The sequence below is a fragment of the Paenibacillus sp. ov031 genome (genome assembly GCF_900143165.1).
In the GTDB taxonomy this organism is placed as follows: Bacteria; Bacillota; Bacilli; order Paenibacillales; family Paenibacillaceae; genus Paenibacillus; species Paenibacillus marchantiae.
Map to the genome: position 1 here is coordinate 881,853 of NZ_FRDO01000001.1, position 20,537 is coordinate 902,389.

The following is a 20,537-nucleotide window of genomic DNA, read 5'->3' on the forward strand; positions in this document are numbered from 1 at the left end:
GACGCAATATAATAAATGAACTTTATAAAGTATATAAATAAAGAAGTTTAATCAGCATTATTGTGTTTCTTTTACTTTTAATTTATATGCAGGGAAGGGATCTACTTATGGCAACTTGGTTTCTTATCATTATCTACCTTGCGTTTATCAGTCTGGGGATTCCGGACTCCCTACTAGGTTCAGCCTGGCCCGTCATGTGGCCTGAACTTGGCGCTTCGTTTGGGTCAGCAGGAATTCTGTCAATGGTTGTTGCAGCGGGAACCATCGTTTCAAGCTTGGCCAGTGGCACGGTTATTCAAAAATGGGGAACAGGCAAGGTTACGTTAATTAGCTGTTGTCTGACTGCCGGAGCACTCCTTGGATTTTCCTTCGCACCTTCATTGGTATGGCTCGTCATTCTTGCCATTCCTCTGGGTCTTGGAGCTGGAGCCGTTGATGCTGCGCTGAATAATTATGTAGCAGAGCACTACAAGGCACACCATATGAACTGGCTGCACTGTTTCTGGGGTGTGGGCGCGACGACAGGGCCTATCATTATGTCGTATTACATTGCGGAACATCATTCCTGGAGAAGCGGGTATACAGCTGTAGCCGTCGTCCAGTGCTGTCTCGTCCTGATTTTGTTTGCCACGTTGCCGTTGTGGAAGCGTGTTGCTGCAAGTCGGGAGAGTGCAAGTATGAACAACGAATCAGATCTTGTGCAAGCGGACAACACGTTAGTACAGAGTGAGAACAGACCCGAACGGAATGTATTGAAGATTAAGGGAGTCAAAAACTCACTGATTGCATTTCTGTTTTATTGTGGCGTGGAGACGACGGTCGGTTTATGGGGAGCCAGCTATCTGGTAGGAGCAAGAAACATCTCGGCGGAAACGGCTGCAGGATGGATCTCCTTATACTACGGTGGTATTACGATAGGCAGATTGATAACAGGCTTTATCACGTTAAAAATAAAAAATCGAGTGTTAATTCTGGCGGGTCAAGTGACCGCCATTGTGGGTGGAATCATTTTATTGCTTCCATTATCGATTTCGTTTGCACTGGCTGGATTTATGCTAATTGGATTGGGGCTTGCACCCATCTATCCCGGACTTCTGCATGAAACTCCAACTCGATTCGGCAAAGCGAATTCTGCCCGATTGATGGGATACCAAATGGCACTGGCGTACACAGGAACGACTTTGCTTCCTCCGCTTTTTGGCGTTCTCGCTGCGAAAACCAATATCGGATTTTTCCCGATGGTTGTACTTGTTTTCCTTATCCTGATGCTGGCCAGCTCGGAGCAAGTGAATCGTATTTTGAAGAAAAGGATTTTGAATGGGTAGAGCTGGTAGGAGGTAACAATCCATACAACATTCCATTTAAAAAATGATACACAAAAAAAGCGAGGAACTTCTCTCGCTTTTTTTGTTGTGCAGAATCACACAATCATTACAGTTCATAGAGCTGCTCGTATTTATCTGTTAAGTAATGAATCAATGGAGCGGTATCAATTCTTTTACCGGTGATGGACTTGATTAGCTCGTCCGCCGATCTTGATTTACCAAATTGATGAATATGAGTAGTTAGCCATCCGGTAATCGTCTCAATATGATCTGATTCAATCAAATGATCATAATCGGGAAGTTCGCGGCGGATGACTTTGTGTATTTGTGCTGCATAGACAAACCCGAGTGTATAGGAAGGGAATAATCCAAATCCTGCGCTCCAGTGTCCATCCTGTAAAATGCCTTCCAGATGAGTCGGGGGACGAATCCCCAGATATTCCTCATATTTATCATTCCATGCTTCAGGCAATCCTTCGTAATCCACTTCTCCAGCAATAATGGCTTGCTCCAACTCATATCGAATAATGAGATGCAGGTTGTAGGTAAGTTCATCGGCCTCAAAACGGTTAAACGTTGGTTTTACTGCGTTTAAAGCAAAATAAAAGTCATCCAAACTCACATGGCCAAACGTTTCAGGTTTGATTTTTTGTAAAATAAAATAGTTGTTTTCCCAGAAGCCTTTATGTCTGCCAATGAATTTCTCGAAAAAGATCGATTGGGATTCATGAATGCCGTACGAAGTGAAGATCCCAAGTCCAGTATGTATCAGGTTGGGGTCAATATTCTGTGTATAGAGCGAGTGGCCTCCTTCATGTAAAGCACTCCACAAGGAAACGCGAACGTCATTTTCAACAAATTTGGCTGCGAGACGTGCATCGTAAGGATTGATGGCAGAACTGAACGGGTGCACGGTTGCACCGAATTGCCCGGCATCAAAGTCGTAGCGAATGGCTTGTAACAGCTCGATCCCAAGCTGCCGCTGCTGTTCAAGTGGGAAAGGATGGTTGAATATGGATGTGTCCGGTTGTTTAGCGGAAGAGGTGACACGACGGATCAGCGGTATTAGAGCGGATTTCAGCTCACTGAAAATGCGATCCAACGTTACCGTATCCAGGTCAGGATCAAACTGCTGCACGAGTGGGTCATATGCATGCTGCTCGTATCCCCAGTATCCGGCAAACTTCAAGCTTGCATTGAAGATCTGTTTCAAATGCGGAGCGAAAATGGAAAAATCATTGGCAGCTCTGGCTTCCAGCCAAGCGGCGTTTGCAAGACCTTGCTGCTGTACAAATGCCTGATATTCCTCTATCGGAATGGCACTCCAGCGTTTATACGTTTTCCAATGCTCTGCAATAATTCGCTTGGATAGCTCATCAAGTTCCTCTTGTTGTGCTGCTTCCTCTAATCGCAAACCGAATTCAGCATCGGTCTGTAACTTGAATAGTTCTCCGGCCAATGTTGCTTTGGCTCGTGCGGCGTAGGATGCGCCCTTTCGAGGTGCCCCTGTGCGAGCATCCCAGGCAAGCAGGGTTTGTACCTGTTTATAATGTTCAACCTTCTCGATATGTGCCGCAAGTGCAGCATCCAAGCGTTGTATCGTTGTCATGTTCGTGACTCCTTCCAGATAAAGGATGAAATTTAAGTTGTATATTACCATCGGAATAGTTGGAAGTACAGAGAATCACGCTTTTTCGTAGATTACAAAAAATGAATCAACACATTACGATTGCTTATTTTACAAAAGTCATCTGTTCCCTTAGCCTGAAAATACCAATTTTCACTAATCCGACATGAACACTTGTATATCATTCAGGACAGTGAAATTGGATTTAACATTATGCATGAGAGCGAGAGGGGTTACATGATGAGAAAACATACCAAGCCTGCTTTAATGATGATTCTGGCATTCCTGCTTCTGGCAGGTTGCGCTTCAGGTGGAGAAGGCCAGCAGAATACACAGGCCTCTTCAACAACCGGTGAAACTCCGGTGCAGCAGACATCGGCTGAAGGAAAGACAGGCGGCACGCTGAACATTGGCTATCCAACACAACCGGTCACACTGGATGCACATGTGTCTTCCAATACAGCGGTTAAGGATATTTCACGCGAGATCTACGAGCAGCTGGTAACGTTGGATAAAGATGCACAGGTTATTCCGCTGCTGGCTGAATCCTATGAGATCAGCGACGACAAGTTATCCTATACATTTCATCTGCGCCAAGGTGTGAAGTTTCATAATGGCAAGGAACTGCAAGCGGAGGACGTTGTCGCTTCCCTGAATCGCTGGATCAAACTGTCGAGTCATGGTAAAGCGAACTTTGTGGGTGCCGAGGCCAAAGAAACGGACCCGTATACTGTCGTACTTCAATTGAAAACACCTTTTCTGCTAACACTGCAACTTCTAGCTGATCCGATTCCCGCAGCGGCGATCTATCCGAAAGAAGTGGTTGATGAAGCAGATGATAAAGGTATCAAATCATTCATCGGTACAGGTCCGTTTCAATTGGAGGAGTGGAAGCAGGATCAATATATTCATTTGAAAAAATATGACGATTACTCCGCCCGGACCGAGCCGAGTGATGGAGCAGGCGGCAAAAAGGAAGCGTTGGTCGATGACCTGTACTTCCGCTTCGTAACAGACGAGTCAACCCGCCTTGCCGGGATTACTTCCGGGGAATACGACATTGCGCTGAATATCTCTGTGGATAATGAACAGCAGATTGCGGACAATCCCGACTTGCAAACCTTTCTCAGTCCGGGAGGCATGATTGGATATTTCTATAACAGTAATGACGGCTTGTTCAAGAACGTCAAACTTCGGCAGGCTGTCAATGCCGTTCAGAATGTGGATGACATACTGACATCGGCATTCCGTGATCCACAATTTTATGTGAAGACATCCTCTCTGGTTCTACCCGAATATCCGAATTGGTATTCAGAAGCAGGTAAGGAATCGTACAGCCAGGCTAACGCGGATAAAGCAAAGCAATTGCTTCAAGAAGCAGGCTATAACGGCGAAGAAATCAAAATTTTCACGACGAGAGATTATGTGGATCAATATAACGTAGCCGTTGTTTTGCAGCAGGAGCTGGAGTCGATTGGCGTCAAGGTTAAGCTGGATGTCTATGATTGGCCTACGTTGCAAGAAAAACTCGGGACAGGCACAGGGTGGGATATCTACCCGATGAGTTATGCATTCCGGCCTACGTTCTACCAGTATGCGTTTTGGGGAGGCGGTGCAGGGCTGCTAAAAAGCGAGAAACTGAGCGAGCTACTTCAAGGAATCCGGACGTCCGATTCAGTAGAGGCCGCAAGGCCGCTCATTGACGAATTGCAGCAATTTGTATGGACCGAAGTTCCATTCTCTCAGATCGGGCATACCAAACAGGTTACAGCGCTATCGAAAAATATCAGTGGTTTCCAGAACATTTTGGGCCCGATCTTCTGGAATACAACCAATAACAAGTAGTTATAAGGAAGGCAACGGATGAAAAGGCGTAGAATCGCTTCCACAGGAATACGCCTTTCCGTTTGCCATTGGAAAGTGAGGTGGCCCTCATATGGGTGGATATATTGTTCGTCGGTTATTGTCCTTGATACCTGTCCTTTTTGTGGTGGCAATCGTTGTGTTCTCTATCATTCATGTCACACCTGGTGATCCCGCTGCGATTCTACTGGGTGAAGAGGCGAGCAAAGCCGATATCGATGAGCTAAGAAGCAAGCTGGGGTTGGACAGACCAATCTATGAGCAATTCGGCATTTGGTTGCTGGGGCTGTTATCCGGCAATTTGGGGGAGTCCATCTTTCTGGACAAGCCTGTGACAGAGGCTTTTTTTGAACGACTGGCGCCTACATTGTCCCTTGCGATCATTGCCCAGGTGATTGGTGTGTTTCTTGCCTTGTTCCTCGGCATTACAGCGGTCAAGCGAAGAGGGACCATCGTGGACCAATCGGTGATGGGTTTCTCCATGCTGGGCATCTCCATTCCGAGTTTTCTGTTGGGTTCACTGCTGGTCATGTTCTTTAGCGTGAAGCTGCGCTGGCTTCCCGTTGCAGGGTATCAACCGTTAAGTGAGGGGCTATGGCAGCATATCAAATACCTGTTGCTCCCTGGCATCGTGCTCGGCATCATTCAGGCAGCGCTCATTACCCGAATGACAAGATCCTCCGTCCTGGATGTGATGTCCGGCAATTTTATCAAAACCGCCAAAGCCAAGGGTGTCAGAGAAAAAACGATCGTATATACACATGCGTTACGCGTTGCATTCATCCCTATTCTCACAGTTATTGGTGAATCGTTCGGTGGGCTCGTTACTGGTGCTGCGGTTATAGAAACGCTATTCAATATCCCGGGAGTGGGGCAGCTCATCGTCAATTCGATTAGTCGAAGAGATTACTCGGTTATTCAGGGCTCTGTGCTGCTAGTCACGGTAGCTTATGTGTTTGTAAATCTAATCGTTGATTTGTTGTATGGTTTGGTCGATCCACGAGTTCGATTAAGCAAGAAATGAAGGGGGTGGAGACAACTTGATAACCAATCCGGATACCACCATCGCTACGTCAGGACTTCACAAAAGGAAGAACAGGCGCATCGTATTCAGACGCTTTATGCATAATCAGTTGTTAACCACAGGGGCGGGAATTCTGCTTGTTGTTGTGCTTCTGGTAATCATGGGGCCGATACTTACACCATACGGGCCGTTACAGATTGATCCGGTGAATCGACTCAAAGGCCCCAACGGGCAGCACATATTTGGCACAGATAACTTTGGACGTGATGTATTCACTCGCGCCGTATACGGTTTGCGTATTTCAGTTGCGGTTGGTTTTGCTGTTACGGTTGTATCTTCATTGATCGGCATGATTGTTGGGCTGTTATCTGCAAGTTATTCGGTACTGGATCATATCTTTATGCGCATCTGTGATGGTTTGTTTGCTTTTCCGTCCATTTTGCTTGCCATCTCCATTATGGCGGCTCTTGGCCCGAATCCAGGCAATGTCATTATCGCTCTAAGTATTATCTTCATTCCATCGATGGCCCGAATTATTCGTTCCAAGGCGCTGGTCATTCGGGAATTAACTTATATCGAAGCATTACATGCACAGGGAGCAGGCAGCTGGCGCATCATCTGGATTCATATGGCGCCCAATACGCTGTCTCCGCTCATAATCCAATCCAGCTTTATTTTTGCCGTATCGATCTTGACGGAAGCTTCTCTAAGTTTTCTTGGAGCAGGTATTCCTTCCCCGTCCCCAAGTCTCGGGAATATGCTTTTTGACGGGAAAACGGTGATTTACAACGCTTGGTGGATGACTGTTTTCCCGGGCATTTTCCTGGTGCTCGTTGTACTGGGTCTGAACCTGTTCGGCGATGGCCTTAGAGATCTGCTCGACCCACATGCGAATAAGGTGAAAAGGGGGAGACGTCGTGGGAAAACAACCGCTGCTTGAGGTGAAGGACCTGAAAGTGTCCATTTCAACCGAAAAAGGAACCATTCACCCGGTGGAAGGTGTTTCCTTCCACGTCCTTGCCGGGGAGACGTTGGGCATCGTAGGTGAGTCCGGCTGCGGGAAAAGCGTAACCGCCGAATCCATTCTTAGACTGTTTGATGAAGATTACGTGGATTACTCGGGTGAAGTCCTCTACGAAGGTACCGATCTCTTAAGCTTGTCCAAAAGACAAATGGAACGCATACGTGGCAATGAACTCTCCATGATCTTTCAAGACCCCATGTCTTCCCTGAATCCGGTTCAGACGATTGGCAAACAAATTGCCGAGAGCTTGAAGTTGCATCAAGGCATGAATGGCAGACAGGCGCGTTTGGCTGCCGTGGACCTGCTGCGTATGACAGGTATTCCCTCACCGGAGAAGAGGGTGGATGAACATCCGCATGAAATCTCCGGAGGGATGCGACAGAGGGTCATGATTGCCATGGCGCTTGCCTGTAATCCGAAACTGCTTATTGCAGATGAACCGACGACGGCACTGGATGTGACGATTCAGGCGCAAATCCTGGAGCTGATTGAAAGTCTGCAAGCGAAGACGGGACTTGGTGTCATCCTGATTACACATGACCTGGGTGTAGTCGCGGAGACGTGTACAAGAGTGGCTGTCATGTATCTTGGACAGGTCGTGGAGGAGGCAAGCGTGGACGATTTATTTTTCAATCCCCAGCATCCGTATACGTCAGGTTTAATGAAATCCATTCCTCGTATTGATGGCGAACAGCACAGCAAGCTTCACGTCATTGAGGGAACGGTACCCGCGCTGCATCAGGTTCCAACAGGCTGTCGATTTGCTCCAAGATGCGCTTATGCGGATGAACAATGCTTACGGGCAGCGCCTTCCTTGAAACAGGTGGACGAGAACCATTCGGTACGCTGCTGGTATCCCGGAATAGCAACGATTCAGGAGGAGACACATGAACTCGAAATCATTGGTTGAGTCGAAGCCGCTGCTACAGGTTAGCAATCTGAACAAACATTTCCCTGTGCGATCTTCTTTTGGCAGAACCAAGGGGCAAGTCAAGGCCGTCAACGGGGTATCCTTTGACATCCACACAGGACAAACCTTTGGCCTGGTGGGCGAATCCGGCTGCGGTAAAAGCACACTCGGTCGGTCGATTCTCAGACTTGTTGAGCCAACATCAGGGGAAGCATTTTATGAGGGCACGGATATTCTGGGGTTAAGCAAAAAAGAACTGCGAAGCTATAGGCAGCATATGCAGATGGTATTTCAGGATCCATACACCTCGCTGGACCCTCGTAAACGCATTGGCTACTCCATTGAAGAGCCGCTATTAATCCACAAGAAGGGCAACAAACGGGACAGAATGGAAACAGCCATGTCGTTGCTGCGCAAAGTTGGATTCAGTGAAGAACATTACGAGCGGTTCCCCCATGAATTCTCAGGTGGTCAGCGTCAAAGGCTGGGCATCGCCAAAGCGTTGGCCCTTGGACCGAAGCTCATTATATGTGATGAACCCGTATCAGCGCTGGACGTATCGATTCAATCCCAAGTCATTAATTTGCTGGAAGAGGTCCAAGAAGAGCTCGGCATTTCTTATTTATTCATTGCACATGACCTTAGCGTTGTACGCCATATTGCCGACCGTATTGGTGTGATGTATTTGGGCGAGATGGTGGAGCAGGGGCCCGCGGAAGCCTTGTTCGCCGATCCTCTGCATCCTTATACCAAATCATTATTGTCTGCGGTACCGATCCCGAATCCCCGTGCCAAAAGGGAAAGAGTTGTATTAAGCGGTGAGATTCCATCGCCACTTCATCCACCTGCGGGCTGTGTTTTTCATACCCGATGCCCATACGTTATGGAGACATGCCGACAGGTCGTTCCACAGAAAAGATTCGTCGCTCCAGACCGTGAAGTGCAGTGTCATTTATACGATGAATAGAGGAGGAATGAAACAATGAGTTTTCGTAGTTCAGCCGAAAAGTGGAAGGACGAGGCTATACGGCTTCGCCGCCATATTCACCAGAATCCTGAGCTTGGTCACCAGGAGTTTGAAACAGCCAAGCTGGTTGCTCAATTTTTGGAGGATGCTGGTCTCGAAGTAGAGACGGGTGTAGGCGGCACAGGGGTTGTTGGGCTTTTGAAAGGTGGACGCGAGGGAAGAACCATTGGAATTCGTGCCGATATGGATGCACTGCCTATCGTAGAGCAGACAGGATTGCCGTTTGCCAGCGTTCGCGAAGGGGTGATGCATGCTTGTGGGCACGATGTGCATACTGCCATTCTTCTTGGAACAGCAGCGGCATTAAGTGAGCACAGGGATGAGCTTCAGGGAACAGTGAAGTTTATATTCCAGCCTGCTGAGGAAGTTCAGGGAGGCGCAACGGATCTGATTGCTGCAGGTGTTTTGCAAAATCCGGAAGTGAATGCGATCATTGCGCTCCACGTGTGGCCGGATTTGCCTGCTGGCAAGATTGGTTTGAGAAAAGGGGCCATGCTGGCAGCGGCAGATGCTTTTGATATTCGAGTGACGGGAAAAGGTGGACATGCTGCCTATCCGCATCGAACCATCGATCCGGTCATCATTGCTGCCCAGATTATAACTGCGTTGCAAACGGTAGTATCCCGAAACTTGTCTCCACTTGATTCTTCCGTCATCTCGATTACGAAACTGCAAAGCAATAGCAATGCGTATAACGTTATCGCTGGGGAGGTTCAACTCAGAGGTACCATTCGTACGCACAATCCTGAGACGCGTGAAGCTGTGCCAGTATATATGAAGCGCCTCATTGAGGCCATTGCCGAAGGGTTCGGTGGTAAAGCGGAATTTGATTACTACCGCGGCGGTTCTCCTGTAATAAACGATGATCATATCGTCGATGTGATTGAACAGGCAGCGGAAGATACTATTGGCCGGGAGGCCGTGGTGTATCTGAAGGAGCCATCCATGGGCGCCGAAGATTTTGGTGCGTATCTCGAATTTGTGCCGGGTGCCATATTCCGACTCGGCACAATAACAGAAGAAGATGCCCGTTCAGAGCTTCCCCTTCACAGTGATTCCATTATTTTTGATGAGCAAGCGATTGTTACAGGAATATCGGTTCTTGGAGAAACAGCCATCCGTTATTTGAACCAGAGCAGTGATAATGAATCAAGGGTTGCCCTGGGTGTTGCAACAGGCAATGAGGAGAGAGGGAATCGACATGACTGAGTTGAAGCAACAGTCGGAGGTGCACTCCATACTGCATGAGATCGACCGTGATCTCCTGCTTGAATATAACAGACAGATTGCGAAGGAGATTCGTTTGTCGGGTTCCGAAGAGGAACTACGGGCTTTCCATTATATTAAGGAACAGCTTGAGGATTTTGGGTTGACCACCGAGCTTACGTTTAACAAAGCCTACATCAGTATCCCTGTCAGAGCAGAACTTAAGGTCGGCGGCATTTCTTTTGCAGCTATTACACACTCCATGTCAGCCCAGACGGAACAGTTGAGCACGCTTTTGAGATTCATTGAGCTAAAGGATTCAGACCAGACCGACTGGGCCAATCAAGTGACAGGTCATGCGGTGGTCGTTCACGGACTTGCGAATGGGCCCACGATTTATCGTTTGCAACAGTTGGGTGCAGTAGCGGTCATATTTATCAATAGTGGTGCGTATACGCATGAAATGATCGTTTCCTCCGTGTGGGGAAATCCGACACGGGAGGATGATGGCTATCCGTCCATTCCTGTTCTGTCGGTCAACCATTCGGATGGGGAGCAGATCAAGTCGTTAATAGTCGCGAAAGAAAGAGAGACTCTAGAGATTACGTTGACCGCGGAAGTGCGCACAGACTGGGTGAACGTTCCGACCTTGATTGCTGAGATAAAGGGGACGGAAGAACCAGAATCCTTTGTATTGTTTAGCGGACATGTGGATTCATGGCATTATGGGGCGATGGATAACGGCTCCGCCAATGCCGTCATGGTGGAGACGGCACGGGTATTATCATTGCATCGTAACTCGCTGCGGCGCTCCGTTCGGTTCGCATTTTGGTCAGGCCATTCCCACGGCAGATATGCCGGCTCTGCATTATACAGCGATCTTCATTGGGAAGATTTGCACGAAAACGGGGTGCTTCATATCAATATTGATTCCGTGGGCGCCAAGGGAGCGAGTCACCTCGGTGCAGCCAATACAATGTCAGAGACACGGACACTATGTGCTGATGCCATACGCACCGTAACGGATGAACCTTTTCGCGGTTCTCCGTTTGGAAGGTCGGGAGATCAGTCTTTCTGGGGTGCTGGACTTCCGTCTGCTTTTATGGGGCTGTCCTATCAGCCTGAGGGCTGGTTTGGCTGGTGGTGGCATACGACAGAGGATACGCTGGACAAAATTGACGGAGATTATCTGGCCCGTGATTGCAAAGTGTACGTAGCTGCCGTCTATAATGCTGCCTCTGCTCCCATTATTCCAATTGATCAGAGACAGGCAATCCGAACCCTTTCCGAACGAATGGGCTATTATAGAGAGCTTATCGGAGACAAGCTTGATCTTTCGCGCTTAACAAGCAGGGTCCAGCAGCTACAGAAAGCCACGGATCATTTCTATAACCGGATAGGTTCCTCGTCCCTCCCGGATGCTTCTGTTACAGAAGCGAACCGAACGATATTGTCACTTAGCAGATGGCTGGTTCCCATTAATTATGTTCGAGGCAGCCGGTATGATCATGACGCCGCAGGCAGTCATTCACTTGTGCCTGCGCTGTCAGACATCGAGCTTCTGGCGGTAGCCGAAGAAGGCAGTGAAGCCTTTTTCAGACTCCAAACATCACTTATACGTCAGGTGAATCGAATTGGTTATGAGATAAAGCAGGCAGTGCGACTTGTCGTGGAGGCCGAAAAGAATCTCGTTTGGAATTAATCTAAGGTGAAGCAGCCTGTTTACAGCAAGAACATCATGGTATAGAGGAGCGACTGTCATGCCGGAACGAACATTTGCAGGGAAAAGGGTAGTCATTACCGGAGCGGCAGGTGTATTTGGCCAATGGATTGCACAAGCATACGCCGCCGAAGGCGCGAGCCTTTATCTGTCCGATATCCGGGAGGATGCCCTAAGGAATACAGTAGATAAGCTGAAGCAGGAGGGAGTGGATGTTCACTGGCATGTAACGAATCTTGTGGATGAAAAGTCCATTAATGAATTGGTTCAAGTGGTCGAACAGCAATGGAAAGCGCCGGATATCGTCATCAATAATGCGGGAATATATCCATACTGCACACTCATGAACATGACGCTTCAACATTGGAATGAGACGATGGATCTAAATCTGGCAGCACCATTCTTGCTTACTCAGCATTTTGCCAAACAGATGATTGCGAGCGAGGTCGAAGGTTCCTTCATTAATATAAGTTCTGGGGCAGCTTCCACCGCAGGTGTCGGCATGGGGAATTATTCGGTTTCGAAAGTAGGAATCGAGATGATGACCAAAACCTTTGCCCTGGAGTTGTCCCCCTATCGCATTCGGGTAAATGCGGTTGTGCCGGGTTATGCACCCGGCAGCGAGGTTAGTGTGATGACGAAGGAGCATACAGAACATATGATCAACATTACACCGCTAGGCCGGACATCAGGTCCGGATGACGCTCCTCAAGCGATATTGTATCTGACCTCTGAGCAGGCTTCATTTATTACAGGCAGCATATTAACGGTAGATGGTGGACGCACGGCAGGCAGACTCAAGTAATAGTTTGCGCCCTAAAAAAGAAAATAGAATGGCAGCTGGTGAGTCAATTTTATGGCATAGCCAGCTGGGAAGGGAGTTCAAATTCAGGAACATATAAATTGCTCTGAAGCAGCGCAGCTCGAATGTCGAGCATCAGCTTTTCGCTCGCGGAACCAAGCGGTATATTTCGCTTACGCAAAATGCCTGCAATGGGCCCAACCTTGAGATCGGCAATTTTTTGGATAACAGTACCGGTAATGGCTGGGCAGATTGTTGCAATCGGAGCAATGGTTATGCCTAATTTGGCTTGTACATAATACTTGTGAGACCGGATATTACTTATTTCGATTCCCTGATAATCGCTGTCGATTTTCTCGGCCAATAACTGCTCAATGCGGATGCGAATCGGGCAATTGGGGGGTGTGAATAGGAATTGTTGTCCTTTCAGATCTGCCAAATGGATTTCATCATCCTGAGCAAATGGATGTGAATCATACAACAGCAATGCCATCGGTTCAAAAAGCAGCGGTTGAAACTCGGTTTCCATACTCGTCTCAGGAGAAGGGCAGACGGCAAAGTCAAGCTGCTCATCAATTAGCAGTTCATTAAGAAGCTTGCTATCCCCGATGCGCACGCTGAGCTTAATCTTCGGATTCTGTTTTACAAAAGAAGACAGAATAGCAGGAAGCCGATGGCTGGCTGTTGGCTCGGATACTCCAATTCGTACAAACCCCGCTTGTCCCTGTTGAATGTCGGTGATCGTATTTGTCAAATACTCGTATTCCTTCAGAAGCTGATCGGCTCTGGCGTAAAATATTTTCCCCGCTTCCGTCAATTTAATCTTTTTGCCTCTATCCAGTAATTTCATACCCAGATCAGCCTCAAGTTTCTGCATATGCAGCGTAATGGCGGGTTGTGAATACTGCAAAGCTTCTGCTGCCTGTTGAAAGCTCCCGAGCTTTACAATCGTTTGAAAGGTCTTGATCATTCGCATTTCCATGGCAAACACCTTTCTATTCATTATTGTAATGATCAGTATATCATGGTTAATGCATACTATCCCAATAGGATATTATGTTTTTGAAATGTTATCAAGGATAATTTGCTCCTGTTCTTTCCGTGCACTGAATTGATAGCGCTATCACGAAAATTGGCCGAAATATAAGGGTTGACAGTGTTTTTCGAAACGGTTTTAATTATATAGACCGATTGTTATAATTCATTTAAGGATGTGGCTTTATTGAGTGAAAAGTCTAATGCTAGAGAACTAATCGTCAGCACAGCAGCCAGACTGTTTTTTTCACAAGGATATCATGCGACCGGTCTAAATCAGATTATTAAGGAGAGCAGTACGCCAAAAGGCTCGTTATATCATTATTTCCCACATGGCAAAGAAGAGCTCGCTCATGAGTGCATTCAAAAAGCCAATGAAAACATTCTGCAGAAGTTTGAAGAAGTGTTTGCTGCTCATGATAATACGGGGGATGCCATTCAGCAATTTATTCATGATCTAGCCATTGAAACGGAGGCGGCAGGTTTTACGGGTTTTCTTCCATTTAGTTTCTGGGCGGCCGTGGAGACCTCGTGCATCAGTCAACAATTGCGAATTGCCTGTCAGGACGTGTTTGCAGGATGGCAGCAAATCATTACGAAACATCTGATTTTGGATGGCATAGGTGAAAAGAAAGCACAAGAGATGGGACTACTCGTCATTTCCTTAATGGAGGGCGCATTAATTATCAGCCTGACCAACCAGGACAAACAGCCTTTGCTGACGGCTGCTGATTATTTGTCCGTTGTGGCGAAGAATGCAAAAGAGAAGCAATAAGCTTCGTAAAGAGAAATAGAAATCGTCAGATTGTTTGAGGAGGATGGGATCGTGGAGGCTTCCATGAAGGCTGGTTCTGTACAGGATCAACAAGAAACAAAACAATATAAAGTATTTCCGATTTTATTCGCCATGTTACTTAGCGGCTTTATTGGTCTGTTCGGTGAAACGGCACTAAATGTGGCATTGACACCGCTTATGGGCTTGCTCGAAGTTGGACCTACTACCATTCAGTGGTTAACTACAGGTTATTTGCTCGTTTTGGGTATTTTGGTGCCGGTTTCCGGTATGCTGTTACAATGGTTTTCGACGAGACAGTTGTTCACGACTTCTCTGATTTTTTCGATTGCAGGAACGATAGTTGCTGCTATTGCACCGAGCTTTGAAATTCTGTTGGTGGCGCGGGTATTGCAAGCTATAGGTACAGCTCTGTTACTGCCACTAATGTTCAACACTATATTGGTTATCTTCCCGATTGAAAAGCGTGGCGCTGCCATGGGATTGATCGGTTTGGTTATCATGTTTGCACCAGCAAGTGGACCGAGTATCTCGGGTCTGATTCTGGCCAATCTGAGCTGGCACTGGATTTTCTGGATCTCCTTGCCGTTCTTCATTATTTCATTGGTATGCGGCTTGCTGTTCTTACCGAATATCTCGAAGCTGACCAAGCCCAAAATTGATGTTCTTTCCATTGTGCTTTCCACACTTGGTTTTGGTGGTATCGTGTACGGATTCAGTAGTGCAGGAGGACATGGGGAAAGTGGCGGTGGCTGGACCAGTCCTATCGTTGTAGCCACACTGGTTATTGGAGTATTATCTTTGCTGCTGTTCAGCATCCGTCAATTGAGAATGAAACAGCCGATGATGGATCTGCGGGCATTTAAATATCCAATGTTTACAGTCGGCTTGATTCTGATCTTCCTTTGTATGATGATGATGTTGTCATCCATGCTGATCCTGCCGATGTACCTGCAACAAGGTATGGCGGTCACGGCTCTGACTGCCGGTCTGGTTCTGCTGCCGGGCAGCTTGCTGAATGGATTCTTGTCCCCGGTTATGGGGCGTCTGTTTGACAAATTCGGTCCGAAGTGGCTTGTGATTATCGGTCTTGCGATCGTAACTGTTGTACTCTTCTTGTACACTGGAATCACTCCGACAACGACTCTGGGCAAGATTATTACGCTGCATATCTTCATGATGATCGGGATTTCAATGATCATGATGCCTGCACAAACCAACGGCTTGAATCAATTGCCACCTGATTTCTATCCTCACGGAACGGCGATTATGAATACATTGCAGCAGGTATCCGGAGCTATTGGTACAGCTGTTGCGGTAAGTATACTGAGCGCAGGTCAGACCCGCTTCTTGAGCGGTGTGACGGATCCTGAGAGCCCAGAGAATCAGTTGGCAGGTTTCACATCCGGTGTACAAAATGCATTTATTTTCGCACTGGTTCTTGCTGTGATTGGACTGATCACTTCACTCTTCGTAAAACGAGTTAAGGTCGGTGCTCAGCAGGGCCAACAAGGTCCTATGCATTAATTAAAAGTCATATAAGAAATGAAACGATGCTCTCTCTTCAATAGAGGGCATCGTTTTTTTGTACCTTGACATGAAACGGGTTCCATCCATTAGAGTGAAAATAAACCTGCCAGTCGAAAAGAATAAATCTCGATGTTGAAAGCAAATAGTTCATGTTCTGGTGAAATTGTATATGTTCATATGGAATTTTAAAGATAATATAAAGAGTGGATTAATGAATGATAACGGATAGAGGAAAACGTTTTAGAGTGTATTTTATAATCGAGGAGACGTCTTTATGAGAATCGTTAAATCAATTCCTGCGAATATTGAACAATTGCTAGATCGTTATGAGAAAAATGGTCATCTGACCATGCAAGCTTCACTAATGGGAAAGCAGTCGGTTGTTTATCGTTTACAAGAGTACTACCTTAAGGTATATACTCCTCGTGGAAAAGTGGATGGAGAATTGGAATGTGAGGCGCTCTTGTCATTGCAAAACAACCTTCATGTTCCCGAACTGTATGCGTACGCTCCTGGGAATTTTGTGCTGACAGAATGGATCGAAGGATTCAATCTGAGACAATATCGGGCAACGTATGGACACATACCGCACAATCTAATATATGATATGTTTTCAACAGAACTTCAGCAGATTCAGGCAGGTTATCGTGATTGGGATGTCATTCGATATGAGAATTTGCTATGGACTGACATAGGGGAGGTCAAACGAACTGATTTTTGGCTATGTGAACCTGTTAGTTGCCTGCGGATTCGAGAGCGATTACAACAAGAGATTATTCGAAAGATTGAGCGGATATACAGCGGTGATGGAGCTGACCTGGGGGAGATCGTGCATTATTTTGATCGACACGGTCTCACGACCACGGAGTTTCAAGAGGCATTAGCACATTTCAGATCGCTAACACCGAGGATGGCACTGGCACAGTAACGGCACTAACGAAATAAAAACCCTGACGATTACCAGAATCGTTAGGGTTTTATTTTGAAACGAATTGTATTGTTTGTTTAGCGTTTGTTCAGGCAATCTACTTCTTGACCAGTTCCAATATTTCATTGGCAACAAGATCCGGGTGATATTGATGAATATAATGCTCGGTATCCTTAACGGTCACATGTTTGGAATGTTCCGACCAGGACGTAAATTCAGCTTGGGTTTTATCCCATATCGGCTCACTGGCTCCGAAGTAATCTGCTGTCAGTATGGTAAGCGGAAACGGGAAGGGCTTTTTGTTGTCGACGACAACCTTGGCATTGGCTGTCATTTCACGCAACTCATCCACGGTGTTGGCATTCCCATAGTTAAGCAATAGAGCCGTGGTATCTATTTTCTTCAGATCATCTGGTACAAACTTCAGGCCGTTGCGATTGGCATTGGAAGCTTCCACAACAGCGTCAGACTGTAAAGTCAACCGAAATAAACCGGTTTTGATCCGAAATTGGTTCATGAAGCCGCCAATCACACTTGCTATATCGTCAGTGTCATTGGCGTAATATTCCGGACTTCCCCCATCCAACATGACAATACCTTGAACTTCATCCGGATATTTTTGCGCAAACCGGAGTGTTTCCAGCGAACCGAGGGAGTGGCCCACCAGAACGTATGGTGGCTTTTGCCCAGATACCTCTAATAACTCGTGCAATTCATCTGCCACGGTATCGACATCGCGTTTCTTATCGGTCATATCGCTATAACCATAACCAAAGCGATCGTAAACCGCGAATTTCGTATAGGGTGCAAGCTTTTCGTAGAGCGGATAAAAGTCTACATAAGGATCAGCTGTGCCCCACCCGGATGCAAGGACAACTGTTGCATCTCCTTGACCACCCGTGTATAAATGCATATTGTCACCATGTATGCTGTAGAGCTTGCCAGGCGGAATAAATGTTTTCTGATCCTGACGGGTACTCACTTGTTGATAGATCAAGCCCGTAACCAGAAGGAGAAGTAAAGCCACTGCTCCGAATATAAACGTCTTAAATAATCTTCTGCGAAATTTTTTCATCATCTCTCACATACTCTCTCTGTATTTTCTCTATCATATATGCCCAATCTTATTGGAGAGAAAACAGAGTCTTAATTCCACCTTAATTTTCGAATTGGTCCATTGGCTCCATTGAAATGAAGTTAATTGAAATATTACATTCAGATAACCGAAGGCGAATTGATTATAAACGAGCAATGATTTAATATAAAGACTAATATTGCTCCTGTTTTACTCAAGATTGAATGATCGCTCGAATGATTGATTATAGAGAACAGAAGGTATGAATAATGACAAAATACGAAAATCAGGTTCCGACATCCGCAGGTATGAGCTTCAGCTCCCTCGTGAGCATGTTGAAAGATTCCATGCGGAAAAGTATAGAGCGAAGACCTGCGGGTAACATTCCCGTAGAAAAATATGAACCAGCGGAATCGTTAAATGTATCCGATCATCCGCAGGTAACATGGTTCGGTCATTCGGCTTTTTTGCTTGAGATCGAAGGACACAGATTGCTCTTTGATCCAATGCTGGGCAACCGTCCATCTCCTGTATCTTGGGCGGGTACGAAACGATACAGCACTAACCTGCCAATTCAACCCGAGGACTTTCCAGCCTTGGATGCGATCATTATATCGCATGACCATTATGATCATCTGGACTATTCCTCTATCCGCAGATTGAAAAATAAAACACAGCGGTTTATCGTCCCACTCGGCGTGCGTCGAAGACTAATTCAACTGGGTGTGCCCTCGGAACAGATTACCGAACATAACTGGTGGGATGAGCTATCCTTCAAAGGTCTGACATTAGCCTGCACGCCGGCGCGGCATTTCTCGGGCAGAGGGTTGTTGGACCGCAATTCGACACTGTGGTGTTCGTGGGTTATTGCTGGACAAGAAACGAAGGTTTTCTTTAGCGGCGACAGCGGATACGGTCCTCATTTTAAGGAAATCGGCAGTAAGTATGGACCCTTTGACCTGACCCTGATGGAATGCGGACAATATGATGAGCGTTGGTCCAACATTCATATGATGCCGGAAGAAACGGTACAGGCTCATTTGGATGTAAGGGGAGGGCTGCTCATCCCGATTCATTGGGCAGCATTTACGTTGGCCTATCATGCCTGGAACGAGCCGATTGAACGGATCACCAAGGCTGCACATGCCCTGAATGTCACCATTGCAACACCCAAAATCGGTGAGAAGGTTGTGCTGCATACGGGAGCTTACCCAAGCCAACCGTGGTGGAGATCAAACTGAGGTAATTTGAAATAAACATAAAAGCGTCCAGCCATTCGATGGGAGGACGCTTTTTCTCTTGCATTTATTTTAAAATCGATAGGGCGCTATAGATGAGCAAAACACCCATTAGAATATTAAAAGGACGTTCATATTTCAATAAAAAGCTCTGAAATAACATACCGCATAACCCCCAAGTCATATTGGCACTAATGCCAATGATGGTTAGAAGTAACGAAAATACGATCATATGAACATGAGAGTCTCCGAGAGGCATAACAAATACCGAGATGGCCGTAAGACCATACAGAATGACTTTGGGGTTGATGAATTGCAGGGTGAAGCCAAAGAGAAACGTAAAACGATTGAACTTTGGATCTTTGGCATTTGCAGGTTTACTTCGCATGATTTTGATCGCCAAATAGATCATGTATACACACCCCAATATGTTCAGGGCCGGTTTGATCCTAGGGATGTATTGATGCAGAATAAGGTTGAAATAACTGGATAGAAACATAATAAGCAGGCAGCCAGCTGCTACGCCGGCAATAAACGGAATAATTTTTTTGAATCCCTCGTTTCTTGCGTGAGTCATGGCGATGATGTTATTGGGACCCGGTGTGAATGAAGCAACGATTGCGTAAGTCAGTAACGGAATGATATTCATAAGTCCTCCACATTTCATTCTTGTTGTATGCTATATTTAACTAAAATGTGCGATATAACGTATGTTCTTTATAATTGTACAACATGTGCGCTATATAGCACAATATAATCTTTTAAATAAGGGGTGACTGTATATTGAAAAACATTAATGTTGTTCTGGCTCAGAATTTGAAGCAGCTCAGGGAACAAAGAAAGCTTAGTCTGGACAAGGTTGCCGAGATGTCTGGAATCAGCAAGACGATGCTGGGTCAGATAGAACGTGGTGAATCCAACCCTACAATAGCGACGGTATGGAAAATTGCGAACGGCCTGAAAATTTCGTTCACTGCCTTAATCCACGAGCCAAAGTCGGACACTACAGTTGTAACGGGCAGTGATATTCAAGCATTGATGGAGGATGAGGGAAAGATTCGGATATATCCCCATTTTCCCTTCGAAGAGGGGCGCCGTTTTGAAATGTACATGATGGAAATGGATGAAGAGTCTTCTTTGAATGCTGAACCACATATAGAAGGAGCAGAGGAATTTATTACAGTTTTTGAAGGGGAAGTTACGATTCGGGTTGGTGCAGAGGATTATACGGTAAAACAAGGGGAGTCGATCCGTTTTCGCGCGGACAAACCCCATGGCTATAAAAATTCGGGTGCCTCTGCGAATAAATTAAGCATGGTCATCCATTATTCAAAATGAGATGGTCATACGAATAGATTCTACGCTATTTATATTTTGTTTAAATTCGTGTCGTACGATCTTCCTGAATGA

Annotated in this window: 18 protein-coding genes; 14 read left to right on the plus strand and 4 right to left on the minus strand. The window is 46.3% G+C overall.

What is annotated here, in order from left to right:
* The first annotated feature begins 107 nt into the window (after positions 1 to 107).
* Complete coding sequence (locus BUA17_RS03920; RefSeq protein ID WP_072732667.1) at positions 108 to 1,325, plus strand: MFS transporter; 1,218 nt, start codon at positions 108 to 110, stop codon at positions 1,323 to 1,325.
* A 106-nt stretch (positions 1,326 to 1,431) separates the two neighbouring features.
* Here the strand turns inward: BUA17_RS03920 and BUA17_RS03925 are convergent, their stop codons facing one another.
* Positions 1,432 to 2,934: a carboxypeptidase M32 gene (locus tag BUA17_RS03925; protein WP_072732668.1), complete on the minus strand. Its 1,503-nt coding sequence runs from the start codon at positions 2,932 to 2,934 to the stop codon at positions 1,432 to 1,434.
* A gap of 255 nt (positions 2,935 to 3,189) precedes the next feature.
* Here BUA17_RS03925 and BUA17_RS03930 point away from each other — a divergent pair, with 255 nt between their 5' ends.
* The 8 genes from BUA17_RS03930 to BUA17_RS03965 all read left to right on the plus strand — a co-directional run bounded on the left by BUA17_RS03930 (position 3,190) and on the right by BUA17_RS03965 (position 12,531).
* Complete coding sequence (locus BUA17_RS03930) at positions 3,190 to 4,797, plus strand: ABC transporter substrate-binding protein (RefSeq protein ID WP_072732669.1); 1,608 nt, start codon at positions 3,190 to 3,192, stop codon at positions 4,795 to 4,797.
* A gap of 91 nt (positions 4,798 to 4,888) precedes the next feature.
* The gene (locus BUA17_RS03935) at positions 4,889 to 5,839 is read left to right on the plus strand and encodes an ABC transporter permease (RefSeq protein WP_072732670.1); all 951 of its coding nucleotides are present in this window, start codon (positions 4,889 to 4,891) and stop codon (positions 5,837 to 5,839) included.
* A gap of 19 nt (positions 5,840 to 5,858) precedes the next feature.
* Positions 5,859 to 6,779: an ABC transporter permease gene (locus BUA17_RS03940; protein WP_063563632.1), complete on the plus strand. Its 921-nt coding sequence runs from the start codon at positions 5,859 to 5,861 to the stop codon at positions 6,777 to 6,779.
* Entirely contained in the window at positions 6,757 to 7,773 is a 1,017-nt protein-coding gene (locus tag BUA17_RS03945; protein WP_072732671.1) for an ABC transporter ATP-binding protein, read from the plus strand. Before BUA17_RS03940 ends, BUA17_RS03945 begins: the two co-directional genes overlap by 23 nt.
* Positions 7,751 to 8,740 carry an ABC transporter ATP-binding protein gene (locus BUA17_RS03950; protein ID WP_063563553.1) on the plus strand — a complete coding sequence of 330 codons (990 nt, stop codon included), beginning with the start codon at positions 7,751 to 7,753 and terminating at the stop codon, positions 8,738 to 8,740. Before BUA17_RS03945 ends, BUA17_RS03950 begins: the two co-directional genes overlap by 23 nt.
* 15 nt (positions 8,741 to 8,755) lie before the next feature.
* Positions 8,756 to 10,009, plus strand: coding sequence for a M20 metallopeptidase family protein (locus tag BUA17_RS03955; RefSeq protein ID WP_072732672.1), 1,254 nt, complete (start codon positions 8,756 to 8,758; stop codon positions 10,007 to 10,009).
* Positions 10,002 to 11,708: a M28 family peptidase gene (locus BUA17_RS03960; protein WP_072732673.1), complete on the plus strand. Its 1,707-nt coding sequence runs from the start codon at positions 10,002 to 10,004 to the stop codon at positions 11,706 to 11,708. Before BUA17_RS03955 ends, BUA17_RS03960 begins: the two co-directional genes overlap by 8 nt.
* A 58-nt stretch (positions 11,709 to 11,766) precedes the next feature.
* The gene (locus BUA17_RS03965; protein ID WP_072732674.1) at positions 11,767 to 12,531 is read left to right on the plus strand and encodes an SDR family NAD(P)-dependent oxidoreductase; all 765 of its coding nucleotides are present in this window, start codon (positions 11,767 to 11,769) and stop codon (positions 12,529 to 12,531) included.
* Between the two features lie 49 nt (positions 12,532 to 12,580).
* Here the strand turns inward: BUA17_RS03965 and BUA17_RS03970 are convergent, their stop codons facing one another.
* A complete protein-coding gene (locus BUA17_RS03970) occupies positions 12,581 to 13,510 on the minus strand; it encodes a LysR family transcriptional regulator (protein WP_072732675.1) in 930 nt (309 codons plus the stop codon).
* Between the two features lie 240 nt (positions 13,511 to 13,750).
* Here BUA17_RS03970 and BUA17_RS03975 point away from each other — a divergent pair, with 240 nt between their 5' ends.
* The 3 genes from BUA17_RS03975 (at position 13,751) to BUA17_RS03985 (ending at position 16,814) form a co-directional block, all read left to right on the plus strand.
* Entirely contained in the window at positions 13,751 to 14,338 is a 588-nt protein-coding gene (locus BUA17_RS03975) for a TetR/AcrR family transcriptional regulator (RefSeq protein ID WP_063563558.1), read from the plus strand.
* A gap of 63 nt (positions 14,339 to 14,401) precedes the next feature.
* Entirely contained in the window at positions 14,402 to 15,883 is a 1,482-nt protein-coding gene (locus tag BUA17_RS03980; protein ID WP_064640890.1) for a DHA2 family efflux MFS transporter permease subunit, read from the plus strand.
* A gap of 277 nt (positions 15,884 to 16,160) precedes the next feature.
* Entirely contained in the window at positions 16,161 to 16,814 is a 654-nt protein-coding gene (locus BUA17_RS03985; protein WP_072732676.1) for a protein kinase family protein, read from the plus strand.
* A 97-nt stretch (positions 16,815 to 16,911) separates the two neighbouring features.
* Here the strand turns inward: BUA17_RS03985 and BUA17_RS03990 are convergent, their stop codons facing one another.
* Positions 16,912 to 17,892 carry an alpha/beta fold hydrolase gene (locus BUA17_RS03990; RefSeq protein WP_240321308.1) on the minus strand — a complete coding sequence of 327 codons (981 nt, stop codon included), beginning with the start codon at positions 17,890 to 17,892 and terminating at the stop codon, positions 16,912 to 16,914.
* A gap of 266 nt (positions 17,893 to 18,158) precedes the next feature.
* Between BUA17_RS03990 and BUA17_RS03995 the strand changes: the two genes are divergently transcribed.
* Positions 18,159 to 19,130 (plus strand): MBL fold metallo-hydrolase, encoded by a 972-nt coding sequence (locus BUA17_RS03995; RefSeq protein ID WP_063563561.1) that lies wholly within the window; start codon positions 18,159 to 18,161, stop codon positions 19,128 to 19,130.
* A 64-nt stretch (positions 19,131 to 19,194) separates the two neighbouring features.
* Here BUA17_RS03995 and BUA17_RS04000 read toward each other — a convergent pair whose 3' ends face one another.
* On the minus strand, positions 19,195 to 19,776 hold the full coding sequence (locus tag BUA17_RS04000) for a LysE family transporter (RefSeq protein WP_072732677.1): 582 nt from the start codon (positions 19,774 to 19,776) through the stop codon (positions 19,195 to 19,197).
* Between the two features lie 134 nt (positions 19,777 to 19,910).
* On the opposite strand from BUA17_RS04000, the gene BUA17_RS04005 reads away from it, so the two are divergent.
* Positions 19,911 to 20,465 (plus strand): helix-turn-helix domain-containing protein, encoded by a 555-nt coding sequence (locus tag BUA17_RS04005; protein WP_063563563.1) that lies wholly within the window; start codon positions 19,911 to 19,913, stop codon positions 20,463 to 20,465.
* Positions 20,466 to 20,537: the final 72 nt, after the last annotated feature.